21 protein-coding genes are annotated in these 19,505 nt (G+C 45.5%); 9 read left to right on the forward strand and 12 right to left on the reverse strand.

The features are described 5' to 3' along the window. Positions 1-13: 13 nt before the first annotated feature. The 6 genes from fis to accB all read right to left on the reverse strand — a co-directional run bounded on the left by fis (position 14) and on the right by accB (position 5,301). Positions 14-292, reverse strand: a complete 279-nt coding sequence (gene fis, locus DN062_RS10455) for a DNA-binding transcriptional regulator Fis (RefSeq protein WP_051514318.1) — start codon at positions 290-292, stop codon at positions 14-16. 24 nt (positions 293-316) lie between these two features. Further along, a complete protein-coding gene (dusB, locus tag DN062_RS10460) occupies positions 317-1,297 on the reverse strand; it encodes a tRNA dihydrouridine synthase DusB (protein ID WP_112159281.1) in 981 nt (326 codons plus the stop codon). 149 nt (positions 1,298-1,446) lie between these two features. Then, a complete protein-coding gene (locus DN062_RS10465) occupies positions 1,447-2,424 on the reverse strand; it encodes a DUF3426 domain-containing protein (RefSeq protein ID WP_112159282.1) in 978 nt (325 codons plus the stop codon). Then, positions 2,421-3,320, reverse strand: coding sequence for a 50S ribosomal protein L11 methyltransferase (gene prmA / locus DN062_RS10470; RefSeq protein ID WP_112159283.1), 900 nt, complete (start codon positions 3,318-3,320; stop codon positions 2,421-2,423). The genes DN062_RS10465 and prmA overlap by 4 nt, the downstream gene beginning before the upstream one ends. Before the next feature lie 153 nt (positions 3,321-3,473). Continuing rightward, positions 3,474-4,814, reverse strand: a complete 1,341-nt coding sequence (gene accC / locus DN062_RS10475; RefSeq protein ID WP_112159284.1) for an acetyl-CoA carboxylase biotin carboxylase subunit — start codon at positions 4,812-4,814, stop codon at positions 3,474-3,476. A gap of 31 nt (positions 4,815-4,845) precedes the next feature. Beyond that, complete coding sequence (gene accB / locus DN062_RS10480; RefSeq protein ID WP_112159285.1) at positions 4,846-5,301, reverse strand: acetyl-CoA carboxylase biotin carboxyl carrier protein; 456 nt, start codon at positions 5,299-5,301, stop codon at positions 4,846-4,848. Positions 5,302-5,732: 431 nt separating this feature from the next. On the opposite strand from accB, the gene DN062_RS10485 reads away from it, so the two are divergent. After that, entirely contained in the window at positions 5,733-6,500 is a 768-nt protein-coding gene (locus DN062_RS10485) for a ParA family protein (RefSeq protein ID WP_112159286.1), read from the forward strand. Positions 6,501-6,504: 4 nt separating this feature from the next. Here DN062_RS10485 and DN062_RS10490 read toward each other — a convergent pair whose 3' ends face one another. Beyond that, the gene (locus tag DN062_RS10490) at positions 6,505-7,065 is read right to left on the reverse strand and encodes a hypoxanthine-guanine phosphoribosyltransferase (protein WP_112159287.1); all 561 of its coding nucleotides are present in this window, start codon (positions 7,063-7,065) and stop codon (positions 6,505-6,507) included. Positions 7,066-7,278: 213 nt separating this feature from the next. Between DN062_RS10490 and upp the strand changes: the two genes are divergently transcribed. Together upp and DN062_RS10500 are read left to right on the forward strand one after the other, a co-directional pair. Next, complete coding sequence (gene upp / locus DN062_RS10495; protein WP_112159288.1) at positions 7,279-7,905, forward strand: uracil phosphoribosyltransferase; 627 nt, start codon at positions 7,279-7,281, stop codon at positions 7,903-7,905. Between the two features lie 9 nt (positions 7,906-7,914). After that, on the forward strand, positions 7,915-9,225 hold the full coding sequence (locus DN062_RS10500; protein ID WP_112159289.1) for a uracil-xanthine permease family protein: 1,311 nt from the start codon (positions 7,915-7,917) through the stop codon (positions 9,223-9,225). A 49-nt stretch (positions 9,226-9,274) separates the two neighbouring features. On the opposite strand, the gene ppa is transcribed toward DN062_RS10500, so the two are convergent. Beyond that, a complete protein-coding gene (ppa, locus tag DN062_RS10505; RefSeq protein WP_112159290.1) occupies positions 9,275-9,808 on the reverse strand; it encodes an inorganic diphosphatase in 534 nt (177 codons plus the stop codon). A gap of 90 nt (positions 9,809-9,898) precedes the next feature. Then, positions 9,899-10,879, reverse strand: a complete 981-nt coding sequence (locus DN062_RS10510) for a class 1 fructose-bisphosphatase (RefSeq protein ID WP_112159291.1) — start codon at positions 10,877-10,879, stop codon at positions 9,899-9,901. Positions 10,880-11,076: 197 nt separating this feature from the next. On the opposite strand from DN062_RS10510, the gene mpl reads away from it, so the two are divergent. The 5 genes from mpl to DN062_RS10535 all read left to right on the forward strand — a co-directional run bounded on the left by mpl (position 11,077) and on the right by DN062_RS10535 (position 15,445). Continuing rightward, positions 11,077-12,441: a UDP-N-acetylmuramate:L-alanyl-gamma-D-glutamyl-meso-diaminopimelate ligase gene (gene mpl, locus DN062_RS10515; RefSeq protein ID WP_112159292.1), complete on the forward strand. Its 1,365-nt coding sequence runs from the start codon at positions 11,077-11,079 to the stop codon at positions 12,439-12,441. Next, positions 12,438-13,061 (forward strand): flavin prenyltransferase UbiX, encoded by a 624-nt coding sequence (locus DN062_RS10520; RefSeq protein ID WP_112159293.1) that lies wholly within the window; start codon positions 12,438-12,440, stop codon positions 13,059-13,061. The genes mpl and DN062_RS10520 overlap by 4 nt, the downstream gene beginning before the upstream one ends. 79 nt (positions 13,062-13,140) lie before the next feature. Next, a complete protein-coding gene (gene tsaB, locus DN062_RS10525; RefSeq protein WP_112159294.1) occupies positions 13,141-13,833 on the forward strand; it encodes a tRNA (adenosine(37)-N6)-threonylcarbamoyltransferase complex dimerization subunit type 1 TsaB in 693 nt (230 codons plus the stop codon). Continuing rightward, positions 13,830-14,648, forward strand: coding sequence for an undecaprenyl-diphosphate phosphatase (locus DN062_RS10530; RefSeq protein ID WP_112159295.1), 819 nt, complete (start codon positions 13,830-13,832; stop codon positions 14,646-14,648). Before tsaB ends, DN062_RS10530 begins: the two co-directional genes overlap by 4 nt. Positions 14,649-14,653: 5 nt before the next feature. After that, the gene (locus tag DN062_RS10535; protein ID WP_112159296.1) at positions 14,654-15,445 is read left to right on the forward strand and encodes a class I SAM-dependent methyltransferase; all 792 of its coding nucleotides are present in this window, start codon (positions 14,654-14,656) and stop codon (positions 15,443-15,445) included. A 7-nt stretch (positions 15,446-15,452) separates the two neighbouring features. Here DN062_RS10535 and DN062_RS10540 read toward each other — a convergent pair whose 3' ends face one another. Both DN062_RS10540 and DN062_RS10545 read right to left on the reverse strand, forming a co-directional pair. Further along, positions 15,453-17,708 (reverse strand): 1-acyl-sn-glycerol-3-phosphate acyltransferase, encoded by a 2,256-nt coding sequence (locus DN062_RS10540; protein WP_112159297.1) that lies wholly within the window; start codon positions 17,706-17,708, stop codon positions 15,453-15,455. A gap of 8 nt (positions 17,709-17,716) precedes the next feature. Beyond that, entirely contained in the window at positions 17,717-17,920 is a 204-nt protein-coding gene (locus DN062_RS10545) for a SlyX family protein (RefSeq protein WP_112159298.1), read from the reverse strand. Positions 17,921-18,128: 208 nt separating this feature from the next. Here DN062_RS10545 and DN062_RS19080 point away from each other — a divergent pair, with 208 nt between their 5' ends. Further along, the gene (locus DN062_RS19080; RefSeq protein WP_112159299.1) at positions 18,129-18,560 is read left to right on the forward strand and encodes a cold-shock protein; all 432 of its coding nucleotides are present in this window, start codon (positions 18,129-18,131) and stop codon (positions 18,558-18,560) included. Positions 18,561-18,690: 130 nt separating this feature from the next. On the opposite strand, the gene DN062_RS10555 is transcribed toward DN062_RS19080, so the two are convergent. Then, positions 18,691-19,491 (reverse strand): M48 family metallopeptidase, encoded by an 801-nt coding sequence (locus DN062_RS10555; RefSeq protein WP_112159300.1) that lies wholly within the window; start codon positions 19,489-19,491, stop codon positions 18,691-18,693. Between the last annotated feature and the right edge of the window lie 14 nt (positions 19,492-19,505).

A 19,505-nucleotide genomic window follows, 5' to 3' on the forward strand; every position in this document is an offset into this window, starting at 1 on the left:
GATGGTTCAAAAATTAAAGCAATCCGTACTGTTTTAGTTTTTTGCGCAGGGTCCCACGATTCAAACCCAGCAACTCAGACGCCTTGGTCTGATTGTCTTTCGTGTAAGCCATAACGCTTTCAAACAATGGAGCTTCGATTTCAGACAATACCATTTGGTAAACATCTGTAACTGGTTGGCCATCGAGTTGTTTGAAGTAGCTTGTCATGGACTGATGAACACTATCCCGCAGTGTTTGCGGGGGAGTGGTCTGTTGTGCAGTTGAGGCTTGTTTCACGATTTTATTGTCCATTGCATTCATAAGCTTATCCCGATATCAGGCGGCAGCGGAATTGGTCGAGGCTAAAAAAAGCACCAATTCATTTACTTGCTGTTCTGCTGTGTCAATTGAATTAAAAAATTTCCGGAACTCGGTTCCTGTTTGCTGTACGTTCAGATACCAGCCTATGTGCTTTCTAGCAATTCGAACGCCTAACACTTCACCATAAAAAGCGTGTAAAGCTTGAAGGTGTTCGAGCATGATGCCATGCACTTCCTGGGTCTCTGGTGGTACTGCATAAGTACCTGTTTTTAAAAAATGATCAATTTCTCGAAATAACCAAGGCTGGCCTTGAGCCGCTCGACCAATCATTACGGCATCAGCACCTGTCTGTTTTAACACCTCAGCCGCTTTATTCGGTGAATCAATATCCCCATTTGCAAAAAGAGGGATGTCGATAACCTCCCGAATTCTGGCTAAGGTCTCGTATTCAGCTTGGCCGCGATAGGCATCTGCTCGTGTCCTGCCGTGTACAGCTAAGGCTTGAATACCTGTGGCTTGCGCCATTTGAGCGATTTCGATGCCATTCTTAAGCTCGGACGACCAACCTGTTCTCATTTTTAATGTAACAGGGACGTCGACAGCACTCACAACAGCTTCCAGAATCTGTTTCACTAGTTCAGGTTCACGCATCAGAGCTGAACCTGCCGCACGGTTACAGACTTTTTTGGCGGGGCATCCCATATTGATATCAATAATTTGGGCACCGCGCTCGACATTCATTTTAGCGGCATAAGCCATCATTTCTGGATCTGATCCAGCAATCTGGACAGCGCGAGGGCTGGTTTCACCTTCATGGTCTAAGCGAAAGGCTGACTTTTGGGTTTTCCAAAAGCTGACATCGCTAATCACCATTTCGGAAACGGCAAGCCCTGCACCCATGCGTCGACATAACTGACGAAAGGGTCTGTCCGTGATCCCCGCCATAGGCGCCAGAATAACTTGGCTATTTATGATGTAGGGGCCGACCTGAAACATACTTAACCTTAAAATGAGTCAAAAAAATATCTGTCCGGTGCAGTTTACACCAGAGAAAAGAGCATTCGCGGAAGGTGGGTAATGATACCGCTTCTAGCCGAGGGCTCCAAGTCGATTCTGATGATTTTTTGATCTAAAGGGCAGTTTGTTTAGTGCGCAGGTAGAATGCTTAGGTTATAGCCAAGCTGCCCTTCAATGGGTTTCATCATTTCAAGCCCCACTTCAAGTCTCTGTTTTGTAGGCATTCTTTGGGAGTCAAATAGTGGAGAGTTTAGGTATTCTTGAGGTGTGAAGGCGCGTACCGCAACTTGGGTATTTTTTTGATCCGTAAAAGATAGGCGCAGAATAGGAAAGGGTTGATAAAAACTTGCGGTATTTTCAATTACTAAGCTTGCAATTAATCCATCAGGGTGACGAGGGTGCTGTCTGATGATCAGTTGATGAGACACAATTTCCTGATAGGCTTTATGGCTGGGTAGGTCGCAACTCATTAACACGCAAATGGCTTGGTAGGCAGTGTCGAGTGCCGGGTACTTGGCTAGAGACTGACGTTCAAACCATAAAACTTGGAAGGCGAGTATCATAATGCCTAAAAAACACGCAAGCATGATGGGCAAGTCATTGCGCTTGGGTTGTTTAAAGTCTGGATTACGCAGACTGAGGGGTTCTGCTGTTATATTTAAATAGGGTTTGCTTTGTAGTGCTTCGGTATCGATCTGCGCAGTATTTAGTTGACGAAGCTGAGATGCAAGCTTTGATAAGGGTTGCTCGATACTTTTTAGGTTTGATGGTTGATTGGATGAATGCAGATCATTCGCTAATTTTATAGAGTTGGAGGCATCGTCAAAATCTTTCGTTTGGGCAAACAATGAAATATTATCACTGCTTTCTGTGCCTGAGTAAGCGGCTTTCTGAGCATCAGTTGAATGGGTGTCGATATGGGCGCTATGGCCCACATCGGTTGTTTCCATCGTATCTGACCATTTGGGTGTTTCGGGCAACGCATCAAAGACGCTTAAGCACTTACCACACCGCACCTTACCTGATGCTATTTTTAAGTGGCCAGGCGTAATTTTGTATTGCGTATGGCAGTGAGGGCAATGGGTGGTAATCATTTCTATATTCACGAGCGACGAGTACCGCTAAGGCGAATCCAGCCTTCTTTTTCGACGGGAGCTTCCATGATAAAGCTGTGACTGTAGGTGTCCATAAGCTCATCAGCTTGTGCAGACAGCAATCCAGACAGTAGGATTTTGCCACCGGGCTTAACCAATTTAGTGAGGGTTGGGCATAAACTATTGAGAGGGCCTGCTAAGATGTTGGCAACTAGAACCTCAGCCGTATCTGCCGGCATGGATTCGGGATAAAACGTTTGAAGGAGATTGCTGTACAGGTTGTTTCTCACTAGGTTATCTTGTGTGGCTGAGAGAGCTTGCGGGTCTATATCGACGGCATGAACAGATTTTGCCCCTAACAGCAGTGCCGCGATGCCTAAAATGCCGGAACCACAGCCATAATCTATGACGAATTTTTCGTTTAAATCTTCAGAATCCAACCATTCAAGGCACAAGGCTGTGGTTGGGTGAGTGCCCGTTCCAAACGCCAAACCTGGGTCGAGAAGTAAATTGACGGCATTAGGGTCAGGGGCTGGCTTCCAGCTTGGACAGACCCATAAGCGTTGGCCAAACTTCATTGGATGGTAGTTGTCCATCCACTCACGTTCCCAGTCTTTATCTTCTAGTATTTCTGCCTTAATACTAGGGAGAGTTGCTGAGTCGGGCCATGTTGCCATTTGCTCTGCTTTTATCAGTGCAAGGGTTTCGTTTAAATCATACTCGGCATCAAACAAACCTGTGACGACAGTATTGGACCATAAAGGGGTGGTACCTAAGTCAGGTTCGAAAATTGGTTCATCCTCTGCATCTTGATAACTCACGACTGCACATCCAGCGGCGAGAAGGATGTCTTCGTATTGTTCGGCGCAGTCAGGTGTAGTAGATAACGAAATTTGTAACCAGGGCATGATGACTCCAATAACAACATAATGCGCAAAGTATCGCTTAATCACAGCATTATGTCAGCCGTTCTTCCGTCCGAAAGTGGATAAAAACCTTTGGCGTAATAGAGTGGGCTTTGATGCATGAAAAAAAACCCGCTGTTAAGCGGGTTTTTTAGATTAAAGACCGAGTTTTTTCTCGAGATAATGAATGTTTACGCCACCATTTGCGAAATTGCTGTCGCGAACAATATCTTGATGCAGAGCGATATTGGTACGAATACCATCAATCATCGTTTCATCAAGTGCATTTCTCATTCGGCGTAACGCTGTTGCCCTGTCTTCCCCATAGGTGATGAGCTTAGCGATAAGCGAATCGTAATGAGGGGGAACGGTGTAGCCATCGTATAGATGAGAATCAACTCGAATACCGTTTCCGCCTGGAGCATGGAAGTGTGTTACTTTACCTGGGCAGGGGAGAAAGGTTTTCGGATCTTCAGCATTGATACGGCACTCGAAGGCATGCCCACGAAGAACAATATCTTCTTGCTTGAAAGATAAGGGGAGGCCTGAAGCGATTCGTAATTGCTCTTTTACAATATCCACACCTGTAACTTGTTCAGTTACTGGGTGCTCGACCTGAACCCGCGTGTTCATCTCGATAAAGTAAAATTTGCCGTCCTCATACAAAAACTCAAATGTGCCCGCACCGCGATAGCCAATATGAATGCACGCATCAACACAGGCTTTAAAGACAGTCTGGCGCGCTTCTTCATCAATCATCGGGGCTGGAGCTTCTTCGACTACCTTCTGATGGCGGCGCTGCATTGAACAGTCGCGGTCATATAAGTGGATAGCATTTCCTTGGCCGTCTGCCAGCACTTGTACTTCAACGTGGCGAGGATGCTCTAGGAATTTCTCCATGTAGAGCGTGTCATCACCAAAGGCCGCACCGGCTTCAGAGCGCGTGACATGGATGGCATTTAGCAAATGTGCTTCAGCTTGCACAACACGCATGCCGCGTCCACCGCCACCTGCGGCTGCTTTAACTATCACGGGGTAGCCAATTTTACGAGCAATCGCGAAAAGTTCGTCATTGTTGTCAGGAAGAGGGCCGTCTGATCCCGGCACTGTCGGTACACCGGCTTTTTTCATTGCTGCAATCGCTGAAACCTTATCTCCCATTAAGCGGATAACGTCAGCCGTCGGGCCAATGAACGTAAAGCCAGAACGTTCTACTTGTTCAGCAAAGATAGCGCTCTCAGCTAAAAAACCGTATCCAGGATGTATACCAACCGAGTCTGTGACTTCAGCTGCGCTGATCAGTGCAGGAATATTTAAATAGCTTTTAGCTGATGAGGCCGGCCCAATGCAAACGGCCTCATCTGCGAGACGTACGTGCATCAAATCACGATCAGGCACAGAATGAACTGCAACAGTTCGAATGCCCAACTCTTTACATGCTCGCAGAATTCGCAAAGCAATTTCACCACGATTGGCAATCAGAACTTTGTCCAGCATCTTGGAAAGATCCTTACGTTAAATTGAGGGCTTAGACGATTGTGAACAGAGGTTGATCAAACTCAACGGGTTGTCCATCTTCAACCAAAATCGCTTCAACAACACCAGATTTGTCTGCTTCAATCTGATTCATCATTTTCATAGCTTCAACAATACAGATGACGTCGCCAGCTTTAACTGTTTTACCAACTGCAGTAAATGCAGGTGAGCTAGGTGATGGTGCACCGTAAAAAGTACCGACCATCGGTGAGCGGATGACATGACCTGTAGATGCAGAAGACTCGACCGCTGGTGCACTTGCTGGAGCGCTCTGAGGAGCTGGCGCTGGCGCTGCACTCATATAATGCGGAGATGGCTGGTAAATAGGAGCACTGACGCTTGAGCCGCGGCTAATGCGAACCGACTCTTCACCTTCTTTGATCTCAATTTCATTGATATTGGATTCTTCAAGTAGTTCGATCAGTTTTTTGACCTTACGAATATCCATTCTTTAGTTTCTCTGTAGTCAGGGGGTTGATCGCGTGCATTTGAACACAAATTAAGCAAGTAAACACCTAAAGGTCTTTTACTCTTACCCTTATAGCTTAATAAGGTTGTTTTTCATTTCAATACTCAGCTTGAAAGTAAGCATCGTGTCTTTCGAGCTCATTTTGTAAATGATTTAGGCTGTTTTTTGCATTCAAAAATATAGGATAATTTTGCCTTAAATTAAGACCAGTGTCTATTTGTATGGAGGATTTTTGTCTGTTAGCTGCCAGTTAGGCGAAGTTAAGCACATTTTGTTAAGGTCAATGGCTTTTGTGTTGGCTTAGATGTTCTTTGGCTCTAACAACGTTGACCCGTGCGTTGATTTTAGCGATAGTGCGTTGCAATAAAAGCGAACGTCAGCTTGTTGAAGTTGGCTCTTGAGAGGTGGGTATGATCAGAGTGGTGTTCAACCAGAAAGGCGGTGTTGGTAAATCAAGTATTGCTGTAAATTTGGCTGCAATTAGTGCAACCAAGGGTACAAAAACGCTGATTATTGACCTAGATCCGCAATGTAATTCAACCCATTACTTGCTAGGTGATGATGCAAATTTGCCGCAAACAGACATCAAGGATTTTTTTGAACAAACCTTGAGCTTGCAGCTTAGACCGCAGTCGCCATTGCAGTTTGTTCATCCGACACCTGTCGAAAATTTGTCGTTAATGCCTTCGAACCCTGAATTAGGTGATTTGCAATCTAAGCTAGAGACGAAGCATAAAATTTACAAGTTACGCGATGCATTGGTTGAGTTAAAAGAGCACTTTGACGCCATCTACATTGATACACCACCTGCATTTAATTTCTTTACACTTTCTGCATTGGTCGGGGCTGAGCGCTGTTTGATCCCCTTTGATTGCGATGAGTTTGCGCGTCAAGCCTTATACAGCTTGCTCAATAATGTTCAAGAAACACGATTAGATCATAACTCGGCTTTAGTTGTTGAAGGAATTGTAGTGAATCAATTTCAGCCGCGTGCTTCTTTGCCGCAGCGTTTGGTTGCAGAGTTAGAGGCTGAAGACGTTCCGGTGATGAAAACGCGTATTTCATCTTCGGTTAAAATGAAAGAGTCGCACAATGCGGCGCAACCCTTAATTAAAATGGCGCCAACTCATAAGTTGACGCTTGAATTTATAGCACTTTACGAAGAGCTACATGGCTAATGCTTTACAGGCCTTTGACAGCATAAATCCCGGGGGCGTTACGCCAGTAACCTTTGTAGTCCATTCCATATCCGAAAATATAGCGATCTGGTATTTGTAAACCGACAAAGTCTGCTACTAAATCTGGGCGGGCTTTTCGGTCATGTTGCTTATTGATCAGAACGGCACTGTAGACTTGGCTTGCGCCTTGCTCATGGCAATATTCTAAAATTTCGGCCAAAGTATGGCCTTCGTCTAAGATGTCATCAACAATCAGCACTGGCCTGTTTTGAAAGTCAATCATGGGAGGGACTTTCCATTCCAGGGTGTGACCCGATGTGCTATTTCGGTACCGAGTTGCATGTAAATAGCTGGCTTGCAAAGGGAAGGTTAGCTGTGTAAGGAGTTGGCCTGTGATGACAAGGCCTCCATTCATGACGCTAAATACCACAGGGTTTAATTGGCTTAAAGCGTCGGTAATGTCTTTTGCCATGTGGCTAATGGCATCTTCAACCTGTTGCTGAGTGAAGAGAAGATCTGCTTCATAAAAGACGTTTTTAATTTCGTTCAACTCAGGCATGGTCATGTTACATCTCTCTTCATATTCAAAAGGTATGTCGCCGAAAATCTAGAGGCGATTTACTAAAAAATGCAAACGATACTGACCTATTATGAAAAGGGCAATACAGAATATTCAATGATCTATTCAGACAATTATTGAAAGTCAGCTGACTTTCCCTAAAAATGCTTATAATGGCTCGCGGTTGTGTAGTCGCCAACAATTACCAGAGAGGTTTTCATGAGTGTTCACGAAATACGTCACCCCTTAGTTCAGCATAAATTAGGTTTGATGAGATCTGTGCATAAAAGCACACGTGGTTTTCGTCAATTGGCTGCTGAAGTCGGGTGTTTATTGACCTATGAAGCGACTAAGGATCTTGAGTTAGAGCCTTATGAGTTAGAAGGTTGGGCAGGGCCTGTGACTGCCGAGCGTATCAAAGGCAAAAAGATTACCGTGGTGCCTATCTTAAGAGCAGGTCTGGGGATGCTGGATGGCGTGTTGGAATTGGTTCCCAGTGCTAAAATATCGGTTGTTGGTGTCTACCGCGATGAAGAAACGCTCGAACCTGTCGCGTATTTTGAAAAGCTGGCAAGCGATATAGATGCACGTATGTCGTTAATTGTCGATCCTATGTTGGCGACAGGGGGATCAATGATAGCCACTATTGATATGTTAAAAAAAGCCGGTTGCACGAGTATTCGAGCTTTGGTGTTGGTGGCTGCACCAGAGGGGATTGCTAAGGTGCAAGCCGCTCACCCAGATGTGGATATCTTTACGGCGTCAGTTGACTCCCATTTAAATGAAAAAGGCTACATTATTCCGGGCTTAGGTGATGCCGGTGATAAAATATTTGGCACTAAGTAGGGGAATAAGATGGTTAGTGAAAAAGACGGGACAGAAAAAGCCATGCACTGGCGAACCGCTTTAGCGGGTTCGCAAATGCTGTTTGTTGCCTTCGGTGCGTTGGTCTTGATGCCTTTACTAACAGGTTTGGATCCAAGTGTTGCGCTCTTTACGGCGGGCATTGGAACCTTGCTGTTTCATTTTGTTACAGGTGCGACCGTTCCCATTTTTTTAGCCTCTTCATTTGTATTTATCGCACCTATTATCTTTTCCGTTCAGAGCTGGGGTGTACCTGCGACGATGGGGGCTCTTCTAGCTGCCGGTGTGGTGTATATGTGCCTTGGGCTTTTCGTGCGGTGGCGTGGGCCTGGGTTTTTGCACCGTCTTTTGCCGCCTGTTGTCATAGGCCCGGTTATTATGATAATTGGCTTGGGTCTTGCGCCCATCGCTGTGAATATGGCCATGGGCAAGGCAGGGGATGGGTCCTTTGAAATCTTCCCTTATCAGGATGCTATTCTGGTATCGATGATTTCTTTGGCGACAACGGCTGCTGTGGCTGTTTTTGCTAAGGGGATTTTTCGACTGTTACCCATCTTATGTGGTGTGGTCGTCGGCTACTTTGCGGCATTGCTGATGGGGATGGTTAATTTTGATGCGGTTAGAGATGCCCCTTTAATTGCAGTGCCTGGATTCATCATGCCCGAGTTTCATTGGCAGGCCATTCTTTTTATGATCCCTGTCGCAATTGCGCCTGCGATAGAGCATGTGGGTGATGTTCTGGCAATCAGTAAGGTGACGGGAAAAGATTATGTCAAGAAGCCCGGTTTACATCGCACTTTATTTGGTGATGGCTTAGCGACATCCGCAGCAGCGATGTTTGGTGGCCCGCCGAATACGACCTACTCGGAAGTCACGGGGGCCGTTATGCTGACGCGTGCCTTTAATCCAATCATCATGATTTGGGCGGCATGTTTTGCCATCTTATTGGCATTTATTTCTAAGTTTGGCATGTTCTTACAGACGATTCCAACGCCTGTTATGGGCGGAATATTGATCTTATTGTTTGGCTCGATTGCGGCGGTTGGTATGAATACGCTAATCAAGGCGCGCGTTGATATGGCTGAACAGCGCAATTTGGTCATTGTCGCGACCGTCTTGGTGTTTGGAATAGGTGGGATGGCACTGGGTGATGGTGAGCTTAGCTTACAGGGCGTAAGTCTTTGCGGCATTATTGCGATTGCGCTTAATTTGATTTTACCGTCCTCAGTGCAAGAGGCCGATGATCTTCATGTTGAGCAGGAGGTGGTTGAAGATTTAGTTGAACACGGACGTAGAGATTAAAAGGATGTTAGTAAGTGCTCGGCATTTGATTGCCGAGCACTTCTTTTCATTATTTGGCAGCTTCGTACGCAGCAACCGAATCCATGATGGCTTGGCGAGCAGCAGCGGCATCTGACCAGCCTTCAACTTTTACCCACTTTCCGACTTCTAGCTTTTTGTAGTTCTCGAAGAAATGGGCGATACGGTCTTTTGTGAGTTGTGGTAGGTCGTTAATATCTTGGATATCGTTGTAGGCTTGAGATAGCTTTTGATGAGGAACCGCAACCAGCTTTGCATCTTCACCCGCTTCATCTGTCATATTTAGAATACCGACAGGGCGGCAGCGCACGACTGAACCTACAGCAACTGGGTAAGGCGTGATAACCAATACGTCAAGCGCATCACCATCATCGGCTAGGGTGTTGTTGATGTATCCATAGTTTGCAGGGTAGAACATGGGCGCAGCCATGAAGCGATCTACAAATACGGCATCAGAATCTTTGTCGATTTCGTATTTGACAGGAGAGCTTTCTGCAGGAATCTCAATAACAACATAGATGTCATTAGGTAGATCTTTTCCAGAAGGTACGTTAACGAAACTCATCAGTTAGTTCCTTTAGATTGAAAGTCAATAATAAAATGATATTACTGGCATTATAAAGATAATGCCTTGAGCCTGATATAAGACTAATGATCAGTCATTCTTGTTCGCTTGATGGTATTCAAGCAGCGTGTCTACTTCGTTGCGTGAACCTAAAGCAACAGAAACACGTTGATGAATCGCGTCCGGTTTAATTTCCATGATGCGTGTGTAGCAAGTGCTGGACTTTCCACCTGCTTGTTCAATCAGCATGCTCATGGGATTGCCTTCATACATTAAACGCAATTTTCCCGGCTTTTGGGGTTCGCGTGAATCCCAAGGGTAAGCAAAAATACCGCCACGAGTCAGAATGCGGTGGACTTCGGCAACCATAGACGCAACCCAGCGCATGTTGAAGTTTCTACCGCGACTGCCTTCTGAGCCAGCAAGAAGATCGTCAATGTAATTTCGCATGCCGGGTTCCCAAAAACGCTGGTTAGACATGTTAATAGCAAATTCGGCAGTGTCTGCTGGAATGGTGACGTCTTCATGCGTGAGTAAGAAGTCACCTGTGTGTGCAAGCGTGAACATGTTGACGCCATCTCCCGTGGTGAGTGATAGCACAGCCGACGGGCCATAGAGAACATAACCCGCTGCGAGTTGTTGCACGCCCGGTTGTAAAAACAAATCAACAGAGTTTTCGTGAACGCCTGCGGGTACTTCGAGGATAGAAAAAATGGTGCCAACTGAAACATTAATGTCGATATTTGATGAGCCATCAAGTGGGTCAAATGTTACTAAAAAGCGTCCTTCCTGATTTCCAAAAACAGGGAAGTCTTCTTCTTCGGAGGCAACACCTCGAACAATAGGGTTGTCCAGTAATACTTTCTTCAAAACTTCATTGGCAATGATATCCAGTTTTTTCTGGGTTTCACCTTGAATGTTGGTGTTGTCGGAGACGCCTAGCACACCTGCAAGCTCACCTTCACGTAGCTGTAAAGCGATCTCCTTACAGGCCAGCATTAATGTATCGATGAGTTCAATCAGTTCAGAATCAATTTTTTTGTGCTTTAAGAAATTGCTCAGAAGTTGCATTGCGTTCCATGTCCCCAGATTAGTCAGTCGGTATCAAATTTAAAACCCCAATATTTTAAGCGATTTTAGATAAAAATGCATGATAAATGCGGGTGGCGAGTAACCAAAAAACAGATGTTTTATTGGTTTTAGTGGCAGAAAACCCTAAGTGAAAACTGTTATGATGATATCAATTCAACCTTGAGGATTATTTGGCTGTGCATATTCATATATTAGGCATTTGCGGTACTTTCATGGGCTCTTTAGCGATACTCGCGCGTCAACTAGGGCATAAAGTGACGGGTTCAGATATACATGTCTACCCACCAATGAGTACCCAGCTTAAAGATCAGGGTATTGAGGTGATTGAGGGATACGATCCTAAACAACTCTCTCCAGCACCGGATCAGGTCGTCGTTGGCAATGCCATGTCAAGAGGGAATCCTTGTGTTGAATATGTATTGGAAAAAGGGCTGTCGTATACCTCAGGTCCGCAATGGTTGCATGATCATGTTCTTCAGGATCGATGGGTATTGGCCGTAGCCGGTACCCACGGCAAAACAACAACGGCGAGCATGCTGGCTTGGATTTTAGATCAGGCAGGCATGGCGCCAGGGTTTTTAATCGGCGGCGTTCCTAAGGGGTTTACGACCTCGGCACGAGTAGGGGAAACACCTTTTTTTGTCATTGAAGCTGACGAGTATGACACAGCGTTTTTTGATAAGCGTTCAAAGTTTGTTCACTACCGACCCAGAACCTTGGTCATGAATAATTTAGAGTATGACCATGCCGATATTTTTCCTGATTTAAGTGCAATTCAGCGGCAATTCCATCATTTATTGCGTTTAATTCCAGCCAGTGGTCAGATCATATGCCCCGCTGAAGATGCAAATCTAGAGCTGGTTTTGACAATGGGGTGCTGGAGTGAGGTGGTTAAGACTGGGTTCGAACAAGGTGCAATTCAAGCACGTTTGAAAAGCCAAGATGGACGTGATTTCTCGGTCGTCGTTGATGGAAATGATCTTTGTGATGTCCATTGGTCACTCACGGGCCATCATAATGTGCTAAATGGTTTAAATGCCATGATGGCCGCTCATCATGTGGGTGTTACATTTCCTCATGCGGCCGAAGCCTTGTCTCGCTTTCCAGGTGTCAAACGGAGAATGGAGTTACTGGCTGAGGTCAATCAAATTAGAGTGTATGATGATTTTGCACATCACCCTACAGCGATTAAAACAACGCTTGAAGGGGCCCGCGCGCATATCGGATCTCGACCTTTGTTTGCCATAATAGAGCCTCGATCTAACACCATGAGAATGGGGGTGCATCAAGATGCGCTTGCCGGGTCTGTGACGACAGCTGATCACGTTTTTTGGTTTCAACCGGCGGGAAGTGACTGGTCATTGAAAACGTTGATTGAAAAAAGCTCTGTTACGTCTGAGGTTCATGACTCCTTGACCGAGTTGATCGCTGCCGTTATTGGTGTGGTAACACCTGGGACAGACATTGTCGTCATGTCTAATGGCGGTTTTGGCGGTATTCATCAGAAACTGATTGATGCATTAAATGGAGTCCCAAAATGAGTGAGGTCTTTACGCGGCGAGTGTCACTGGCAATTACGGGAGCCTCTGGAGTGCAGTATGCTTTGCGTCTTATTGAATGTTTGGTTGCAGCCGACTGCCAAGTGCTGCTGATGATCTCTAAAGCAGCGCAGGTGGTGGTGGCGACTGAAACCTCAATCGGATTGCCAGGTGCCGCTGAGCAGCAGGAGATATTTCTCTCTAATAAATTTCAAGCGCGCCCGGGGCAAATTAAGGTCTTTGGTCGTGAACAGTGGATGGCACCAGTGGCATCGGGTTCTGGTGCACCGTCTTCGATGGTGATTTGCCCCTGCAGTACAGGCACTTTGTCGGCCATCGCTTGTGGTGCCAGTAATAACCTCATTGAAAGAGCGGCAGATGTGGCTTTAAAAGAGCGCCGTCAATTAATATTAGTGCCTAGAGAGGCTCCATTCTCTGAAATACACCTCGAAAATATGTTGAAATTATCAAGAATGGGGGCTGTAATCTTGCCTGCTTGTCCTGGTTTTTATCATCAGCCGACGACAATCGATGACTTGATCGATTTTGTAGTTGCTAGAATCTTATCTCAACTGGGGTTGGAGCAGGTGCTCTTGCCTCGTTGGGGTGAAAAATACATTTAACTGAATTGCTAAGCTGTGCATTCTGTGTTTTGAATCGTTAGAATGGTCTTTAAAATTTTGCAGTGCGGAAAATAAATTGATGTCGCGAATACTTGCGTTAGATACCTCAACGGATGCTTGCTCGGTGGCTCTCTTAAATGGAGACGAGTTAACTCAGGATTTTCGAATTGAGCCAAGGCGCCATACGCATCTCTTATTGCCAATGGTACAGTCTTTATTGGCATCATCGTCCTTGAGGCTTGAAGATCTTGATGCGATTGCGTTTGGACGCGGCCCTGGATCTTTTGCAGGTATCCGAATTGCAACGGGGGTCGCCCAAGGGTTGGGGTTGGCCGCTGATTTACCCTTGATACCGGTATCAACTCTAGCAGCCATGGCGATCACAGCACAGCCTGGTGCCCAAGGCTTGCCCATTTTAACCGCACTGGATGCTCGAATGAATGAAGTCTATTGGGCCCTCATTCGTTTTGATGAAAGCGGTATGGTTTATGAAGTGGAAGAACGAGTATCCTCACCGCGTGATGTATCTGTGCCAAGCTCAATTACTCAGGTATATGGTGTTGGGAGTGGTTGGGTATATGCTAGGGAGATGGAGTCTCTATCCTCTACTAAGGTGTCATTAGACCAGTCTGAATCGATTTACCCTACGGCTGCATCGATGCTTACAATTGCAAAAGACTTATTGTTAAAGGGGCAGGTTTGTCTTGCTGATGAGGTTAGACCTGTGTATTTAAGAGATGATGTGGCCTGGAAGAAAAAGGATCAACAATGAATGTCAGCGAATGGATTCAAACCGTTTTTTTAGCACTAGTTCAAGGATTGTCTGAGTTTCTTCCTATTTCCAGCTCGGCACATTTAATTTTGCCAGCCCAGCTTTGGGGTTGGGAAGATCAAGGCTTGGCATTTGATGTTGGTGTGCATTTGGGGACCCTCATCGCTGTCGTGCTTTACTTTAGACAGGATATTCTCACGCTGTTTAAGGCTTGGGTGCTATCACTTAAAGGTGTTTCTTCATCTGAGGGGCTCCTGAGCTGGTTGGTGATTTTAGGAACCTTGCCTGCTGTAATGGCGGGCGGGTTATTTGTCACCGCCATTGAACACTGGGGACGTTCCATTTTAATTATCGCCGCAACTACAATTATTTTTGGTGCGCTAATGGGGTTGGCTGATGTATATCGTTCTGAACGTCGTTCTTTAGCTGAAATTAAAATTAAAGATGCGGTTTGGATAGGGCTTGCTCAGGCAATGTCGTTGATACCGGGTACTTCTCGTTCAGGTTCTACAATCACCGCTGCACTGTTGCTGGGTTTTGATCGTCAGTCGGCTGCTCGTTTTTCATTTTTATTGTCAATACCCGTCACGTTTGGTGCTTGTGTCATGATGATAGCACGCGTGCAAACCGGGGCGAGTGTTTTGCCACTTGAAATGTTGTTTCTGGGGGCTTTGGTTGCAGGGGTGAGTGCGTGGTTTTGTATTCATCTATTTCTTAAGTGGATTTCAAGTATTGGTATGATGCCATTTGTTATTTATCGCATGCTGCTTGGTTCTGTACTTTTACTTGTTTATTTCTTTGGTAGTGGTGGTTAGATTCGATGAGTTGCGCTTTGAATCTTGCTTGCACCTGGTTTGATGCGGCTTTTGAACAGCCTGCACACGCTTTGGCTCTTAAGCTTAATGTGCCAGCTATAGGTTATGAGTCTTTGGATAACAGTGACTATGCCTGTTTGCTTATTGTGGATGAAGCTGGTTTACAGTTACAGGTGACGGGAAAAAAGCGACCAGGGCCCGTTAGGGTCGATTTTGTCTCGGGCGCGGTTGCGCATCGGCGTCAATTTGGTGGAGGTACGGGCCAGTTGATCGCCAAAGCCTGTGGTTTAAATAAAGGTGTACGACCATTTATCGTCGATGCGACAGCCGGTTTAGGTCGAGATGCATTTGTCTTAGCGACTTTAGGCTGCTCTGTCATCCTGCTTGAGCGTTCTGCGTTGGTATACGAACTTCTAAATGATGGTGTCGAGCAAGCGCGCGGCGTGCCTGAAATTTGTGAAATAGTTGAACGTATGACCTGTAAAGGGGAAGACTCAATAGATTGGTTGAATTCCTTGAATCCAGAGGATAAACCTGATGTTGTGTACCTTGATCCAATGTTTCCCCACACCGAAAAATCTGCGCAGGTTAAAAAAGAAATGCTATTGTTTCGCAGTCTAGTTGGACAAGATAACGATGCGGCGGCGTTATTAGATGCAGCTCTCAGAGCTGCACTTTACCGAGTTGTAGTCAAACGTCCGCGAAAGGCTCCTTGTGTTGAGGGCGTTCCTCCAACTTACCATTTAGAGGGAAAATCCTGCCGTTACGATATTTACGCTTTAAAAAAGTTTGATTAGCCTGCAATTACCTATAAGTAGTCTCTAATAGGCTTTTGGCTTTATCTGTAAGGTGTTTTGATAGAATGCGTTCGCATAGCCTTAAAATAGGCCTTAAGGGTCTAGAGGCTTGCATGACGCCCTCACTGGTGACGAGTAGTTGATGTTCCACGAGTTGGTTGATAAAGCTTTGAAGTACTCGCTTGTCAGCATACTCAGGGGCATGGAAGCCGAACACATCGTGTATTTCAATGGCTAAACCCTGTGTGCGCTCGATGAGTTCATCCGCTGTAGCTGGCCCTGTTTGTGCTTGAAGCGTCAGTAGCAATAAATACTGCCTAAGTAAAATTGGTTCAACGAGCCGCATTAGGTGTATCGCGATTACCGACGGCTCTGAAGACAGTAGCCTAAACTCATTTAGCTTTTGATACGCACTTTGCACTGAGCGCAAAGGTTCTGCAGACTCAGTGTTTAAACTGAGTTCTGCGGCAAGAAATGGGTAAACAGCAATCATCAGTTGCAAGCGTTTTAGATCGGATGTGTTGGGTAAACGACGCATGACTAACAACCATAAGCCGGGTATGGCGACTTCATGCAATAAAGTGTTGCGATAAAAAGTTAATTCAGCCGCCTGCTGCTCATTGACAGTAATAAAAGTTCCTTTTCTGACTATCTGATGGCGGTCTATGGCATCTTGAAACCATTGTTCAATAGGCAGTTTTGCGTGTTGATGATTCGCCAGTATGAATGCGTAGAGCTCATGAATGCGGTGTTTTAAGTCATTTTCGGCGATGGATAAGTCTGGTGTGCTTAAAAGTAAGGTCGCGATAAGACTCATTGGCATAGGTGTTGATGCAGCATTGATGCGACTCATGACAAGATGGGCAATTTTGTTTAGCCGTTGGTCAGAGGGGAGATGGTTAAAATCATCGGGTAGAACAGCCTCACCGATGCTTAAGGAAACCTTGCCGTAGGATTGAAACAGAATTCGTGCAGCCTTGAGTGTACCGACTAGGCTCTCTTTCTTTTTTTTCTGACCGGATAGTTCTTGTTGGTAACTATGGCTCTCAACCAATCGATCATATCCAATCCAAACGGGGACAAATGCAATTGGGCGTGAGGGGAGTTGGCTTGCCGCATCCAGTGTCATATCAAGTAGCCCAGTTTTGGCAGGCAATAGACGTCCTGTTCGGCTACGTCCACCTTCAACAAAGTATTCAATGCTATGACCACGCTGCATCATTAAAATCAGATAGCGACGAAAAAGAGTTGAGTAGTCGCGGTCGCCTTTAAATTGCCGGCGGATAAAAATAGCCCCTCCTTGACGCAGAAGTTTGCCGACAATAGGAATGTTTAAGTTATCTCCAGCGACCACGTGAGGCACCATGAGCCCGTTTTGATAGAGTAGCCACGAGAGTAAAATATAATCCAAATGACTGCGATGACAGGGAAGGTAAACAAGGTTATGTGTCAATGCCAACTTTTGCAGTGACTCAATACCGCTCAAGTTGACCTCTTGATAGAGGCGTTTCAACATGAAAGCGATCATACGATTCAGCACTCTCGCGGTTTGAGGCCTAAAGTCGGCTATCATTTTGTTGAGCTGAGCTCGCAAGGCAGCTTCTGTTTTAATAATAGATTTGGGTGACTCTTGTGCATGCCGATAAATGATATTTTGAATGTCATGCGACATGATGACTTGGTTGATGAGCGCACGCTTGCTCGATAGGTCAGGCCCAAGAATGGCTTGTTGCGTGCGCTGAAAATGTTCACTGAGCAACCAAATGCAGCACTGAAGTATTGCCAGTGACGAAATGCCCGGTTGGCTGATATCACGCAAATGTAAGGGTTCGTCAATACGAAGGAGTGTCGATCGACCTCTAATCAAAAGATTAAGCCAAGAGAGAAAAGGCGTTGGTTTTGTCCAGTTCTCATTAAATATTGCTATCAGCTTGTTTGGATGACTCGCAGGCATATGGCCGACTAGCAGCGTGATAGGTTGCAGCAAAATCTCATGATCTGATTGGCTCAATTGCAGATCAATCAGTTTTTCAAGGCTTAGTGTGCTTTGAGTATGAAGCTCATTTAAGTTAATGAGTTGCTCCGAGTGCAAATGAATTCCTTGCTCTTCTAGCCACTGGGCCAGAATTAAACCATGAACCGATGATGCGTGCTCCAACACATAATACACCTGAGTATTTCGTTGTAGCTTATCTTGACCTATGACCCGAACACGCGTTAATAATCGGATAAAATATCGGTTAATAGAAGTCAAAAAAGTCATAAAGTGGCTCAGTAGTGAGGGGGGAGTTGATCAACAAATGGCTCTTCACCGACAGTCAACTCGTTCAGTCGGTTGTTTAGATGGATTAACGAGTGCGTCAGGCGTTCAATCTCTTTTTCTTGGCGAGCGATGATACTGCTGAGTTGGTCAATCGCATCTTCCTGGAAGGCCACTCGGCTTTCTAAATCCTGCATACGCGTCAGTTCGGACATGTTGATGTACCTGTCATTTGAGTGTCAATGATTTAATAAGGTTAGACCATTATCTATATCATGATCATAACGCATTGAAAAAAGGTGTAAACTACGATATACCTGCAGGTTGTAATTCTGTTGTGCATGCCTTGTCGGGTAAAGCAACAGGTGTAGATGTGTATTGTATCTAAATTCTAAGTATTAAAAAGTGAAAGAGATAAGATAGATGAGTGGTAATCAATTGATCAAAAATAGTATTGTGAGTGGTGTTGTTGCCGTTATTGTCGCGGTTGTGGTGAGCCTACTAGCAGATAATCTGTACCTAGTGTTGGCGATTACATTTGCTTTGGTGTTTGGTGCGGGTTTTATTCAGGCGGGCTCATTGTCGAACGCATCCGCTGTACAAAATACGCTCGATGAAGATGACGACTTTATCAGTGAAGATGATGATCGAGAGGCTGGTGCGGTAAAGTGGTTTAATGCCTCAAAAGGATTTGGTTTTATTACACGGGATAATGGCGATGATGTATTTGTCCATTTTAGAAATATTCGTGGCAGAGGACATCGCTCATTGGCTGAAGGGCAAAAAGTTCGTTTTTATGTTCGTCAGAGTGATAAGGGCTTACAAGCGGAAGATGTATCGATTGTAAAAGTCTGATTTTTTCAGGCAAAAAAAGCGAGATTTGGTTCTCGCTTTTTTTTGCCTGATTTGATGGTAATAAGTGAGTTTATCGATGTATCAGGGCTTGAAACTCTACTTGCCTGATACGCTATTTCCGACGGCTCAACTAAGGTTTTCGGCAGTTAGGACGCTGCCCACTGCGAATCGCTTGTTCGTAAACTTGTATCGCGCTTGGCATAGAGTTCTCTAACGATCGAATTCGATTATTAGGACCCGGGTGAGTGGACAGAAACTCGACTGGCGCAGCGCTCGCTTTTGCCGCCATGTTTTGCCAAAGATTGACACTCTGGCGCGGATCAAAACCCGCACGCGCCATTAAATCCAGTCCGATGAGGTCCGCTTCGGTTTCGTGTTGCCGAGAAAAGGGTAAGAGAATGCCGACCTGAGTACCAATACCTAAAGCCGCCAATAGTTGATCATTGGGTTTGTCACGATTTGCAAGGATACCGGATAGCACGGCGACGCCCATCTGAGTGGCGAAATCAGCCGAAACACGTTCATTACCATGCTTGGCGACAACATGCGCAATTTCATGCCCAATAACAGCGGCCAATTGGTCTGGGGTTTCAGCTAAGTCGATCATACCCTTATAAACGCCTATTTTTCCACCCGGTAGTGCAAATGCATTGGGCGTGGGTGAATCAAAGACTTCAACTTCCCAGCTTCCTTGAATATTGTTGGCGTGCAGCAACTGATTGGTAATGCATTGGACGTAATTGCGGGTCGAGGTGTGTTTTAGTACCTTTTCTTCCTGCTTTAATTGGTCAAAGCTCGCGCTGCCCATTTGTGCAAGTTGTTGCTCATTAAAGAGCGTAAATTGAGAGCGTCCAGTCGGCGACGTGGCGCAGGCAACCGTAAGGCTAAGTAAGCAGGTAATTGATGCCACCTGAAAAAAGCGCTTAAGCATTTCATCACTCCAAA

The organism is Nitrincola tibetensis, assembly GCF_003284585.1.
Lineage (GTDB): Bacteria > Pseudomonadota > Gammaproteobacteria > Pseudomonadales > Balneatricaceae > Nitrincola > Nitrincola tibetensis.

What these genes read in the sequence shown, in the direction of transcription:
- fis (WP_051514318.1), bottom strand. Translation starts at nt 292, where the DNA reads ATGGACAATAAAATCGTGAAACAAGCCTCAACTGCACAACAGACCACT.
- dusB (WP_112159281.1), bottom strand. Translation starts at nt 1,297, where the DNA reads ATGTTTCAGGTCGGCCCCTACATCATAAATAGCCAAGTTATTCTGGCG.
- prmA (WP_112159283.1), bottom strand. Translation starts at nt 3,320, where the DNA reads ATGCCCTGGTTACAAATTTCGTTATCTACTACACCTGACTGCGCCGAA.
- accC (WP_112159284.1), bottom strand. Translation starts at nt 4,814, where the DNA reads ATGCTGGACAAAGTTCTGATTGCCAATCGTGGTGAAATTGCTTTGCGA.
- accB (WP_112159285.1), bottom strand. Translation starts at nt 5,301, where the DNA reads ATGGATATTCGTAAGGTCAAAAAACTGATCGAACTACTTGAAGAATCC.
- DN062_RS10485 (WP_112159286.1), top strand. Translation starts at nt 5,733, where the DNA reads ATGATCAGAGTGGTGTTCAACCAGAAAGGCGGTGTTGGTAAATCAAGT.
- DN062_RS10490 (WP_112159287.1), bottom strand. Translation starts at nt 7,065, where the DNA reads ATGACCATGCCTGAGTTGAACGAAATTAAAAACGTCTTTTATGAAGCA.
- upp (WP_112159288.1), top strand. Translation starts at nt 7,279, where the DNA reads ATGAGTGTTCACGAAATACGTCACCCCTTAGTTCAGCATAAATTAGGT.
- DN062_RS10500 (WP_112159289.1), top strand. Translation starts at nt 7,915, where the DNA reads ATGGTTAGTGAAAAAGACGGGACAGAAAAAGCCATGCACTGGCGAACC.
- ppa (WP_112159290.1), bottom strand. Translation starts at nt 9,808, where the DNA reads ATGAGTTTCGTTAACGTACCTTCTGGAAAAGATCTACCTAATGACATC.
- DN062_RS10510 (WP_112159291.1), bottom strand. Translation starts at nt 10,879, where the DNA reads ATGCAACTTCTGAGCAATTTCTTAAAGCACAAAAAAATTGATTCTGAA.
- DN062_RS10520 (WP_112159293.1), top strand. Translation starts at nt 12,438, where the DNA reads ATGAGTGAGGTCTTTACGCGGCGAGTGTCACTGGCAATTACGGGAGCC.
- tsaB (WP_112159294.1), top strand. Translation starts at nt 13,141, where the DNA reads ATGTCGCGAATACTTGCGTTAGATACCTCAACGGATGCTTGCTCGGTG.
- DN062_RS10530 (WP_112159295.1), top strand. Translation starts at nt 13,830, where the DNA reads ATGAATGTCAGCGAATGGATTCAAACCGTTTTTTTAGCACTAGTTCAA.
- DN062_RS10535 (WP_112159296.1), top strand. Translation starts at nt 14,654, where the DNA reads ATGAGTTGCGCTTTGAATCTTGCTTGCACCTGGTTTGATGCGGCTTTT.
- DN062_RS10540 (WP_112159297.1), bottom strand. Translation starts at nt 17,708, where the DNA reads ATGACTTTTTTGACTTCTATTAACCGATATTTTATCCGATTATTAACG.
- DN062_RS10545 (WP_112159298.1), bottom strand. Translation starts at nt 17,920, where the DNA reads ATGTCCGAACTGACGCGTATGCAGGATTTAGAAAGCCGAGTGGCCTTC.
- DN062_RS19080 (WP_112159299.1), top strand. Translation starts at nt 18,129, where the DNA reads ATGAGTGGTAATCAATTGATCAAAAATAGTATTGTGAGTGGTGTTGTT.
- DN062_RS10555 (WP_112159300.1), bottom strand. Translation starts at nt 19,491, where the DNA reads ATGCTTAAGCGCTTTTTTCAGGTGGCATCAATTACCTGCTTACTTAGC.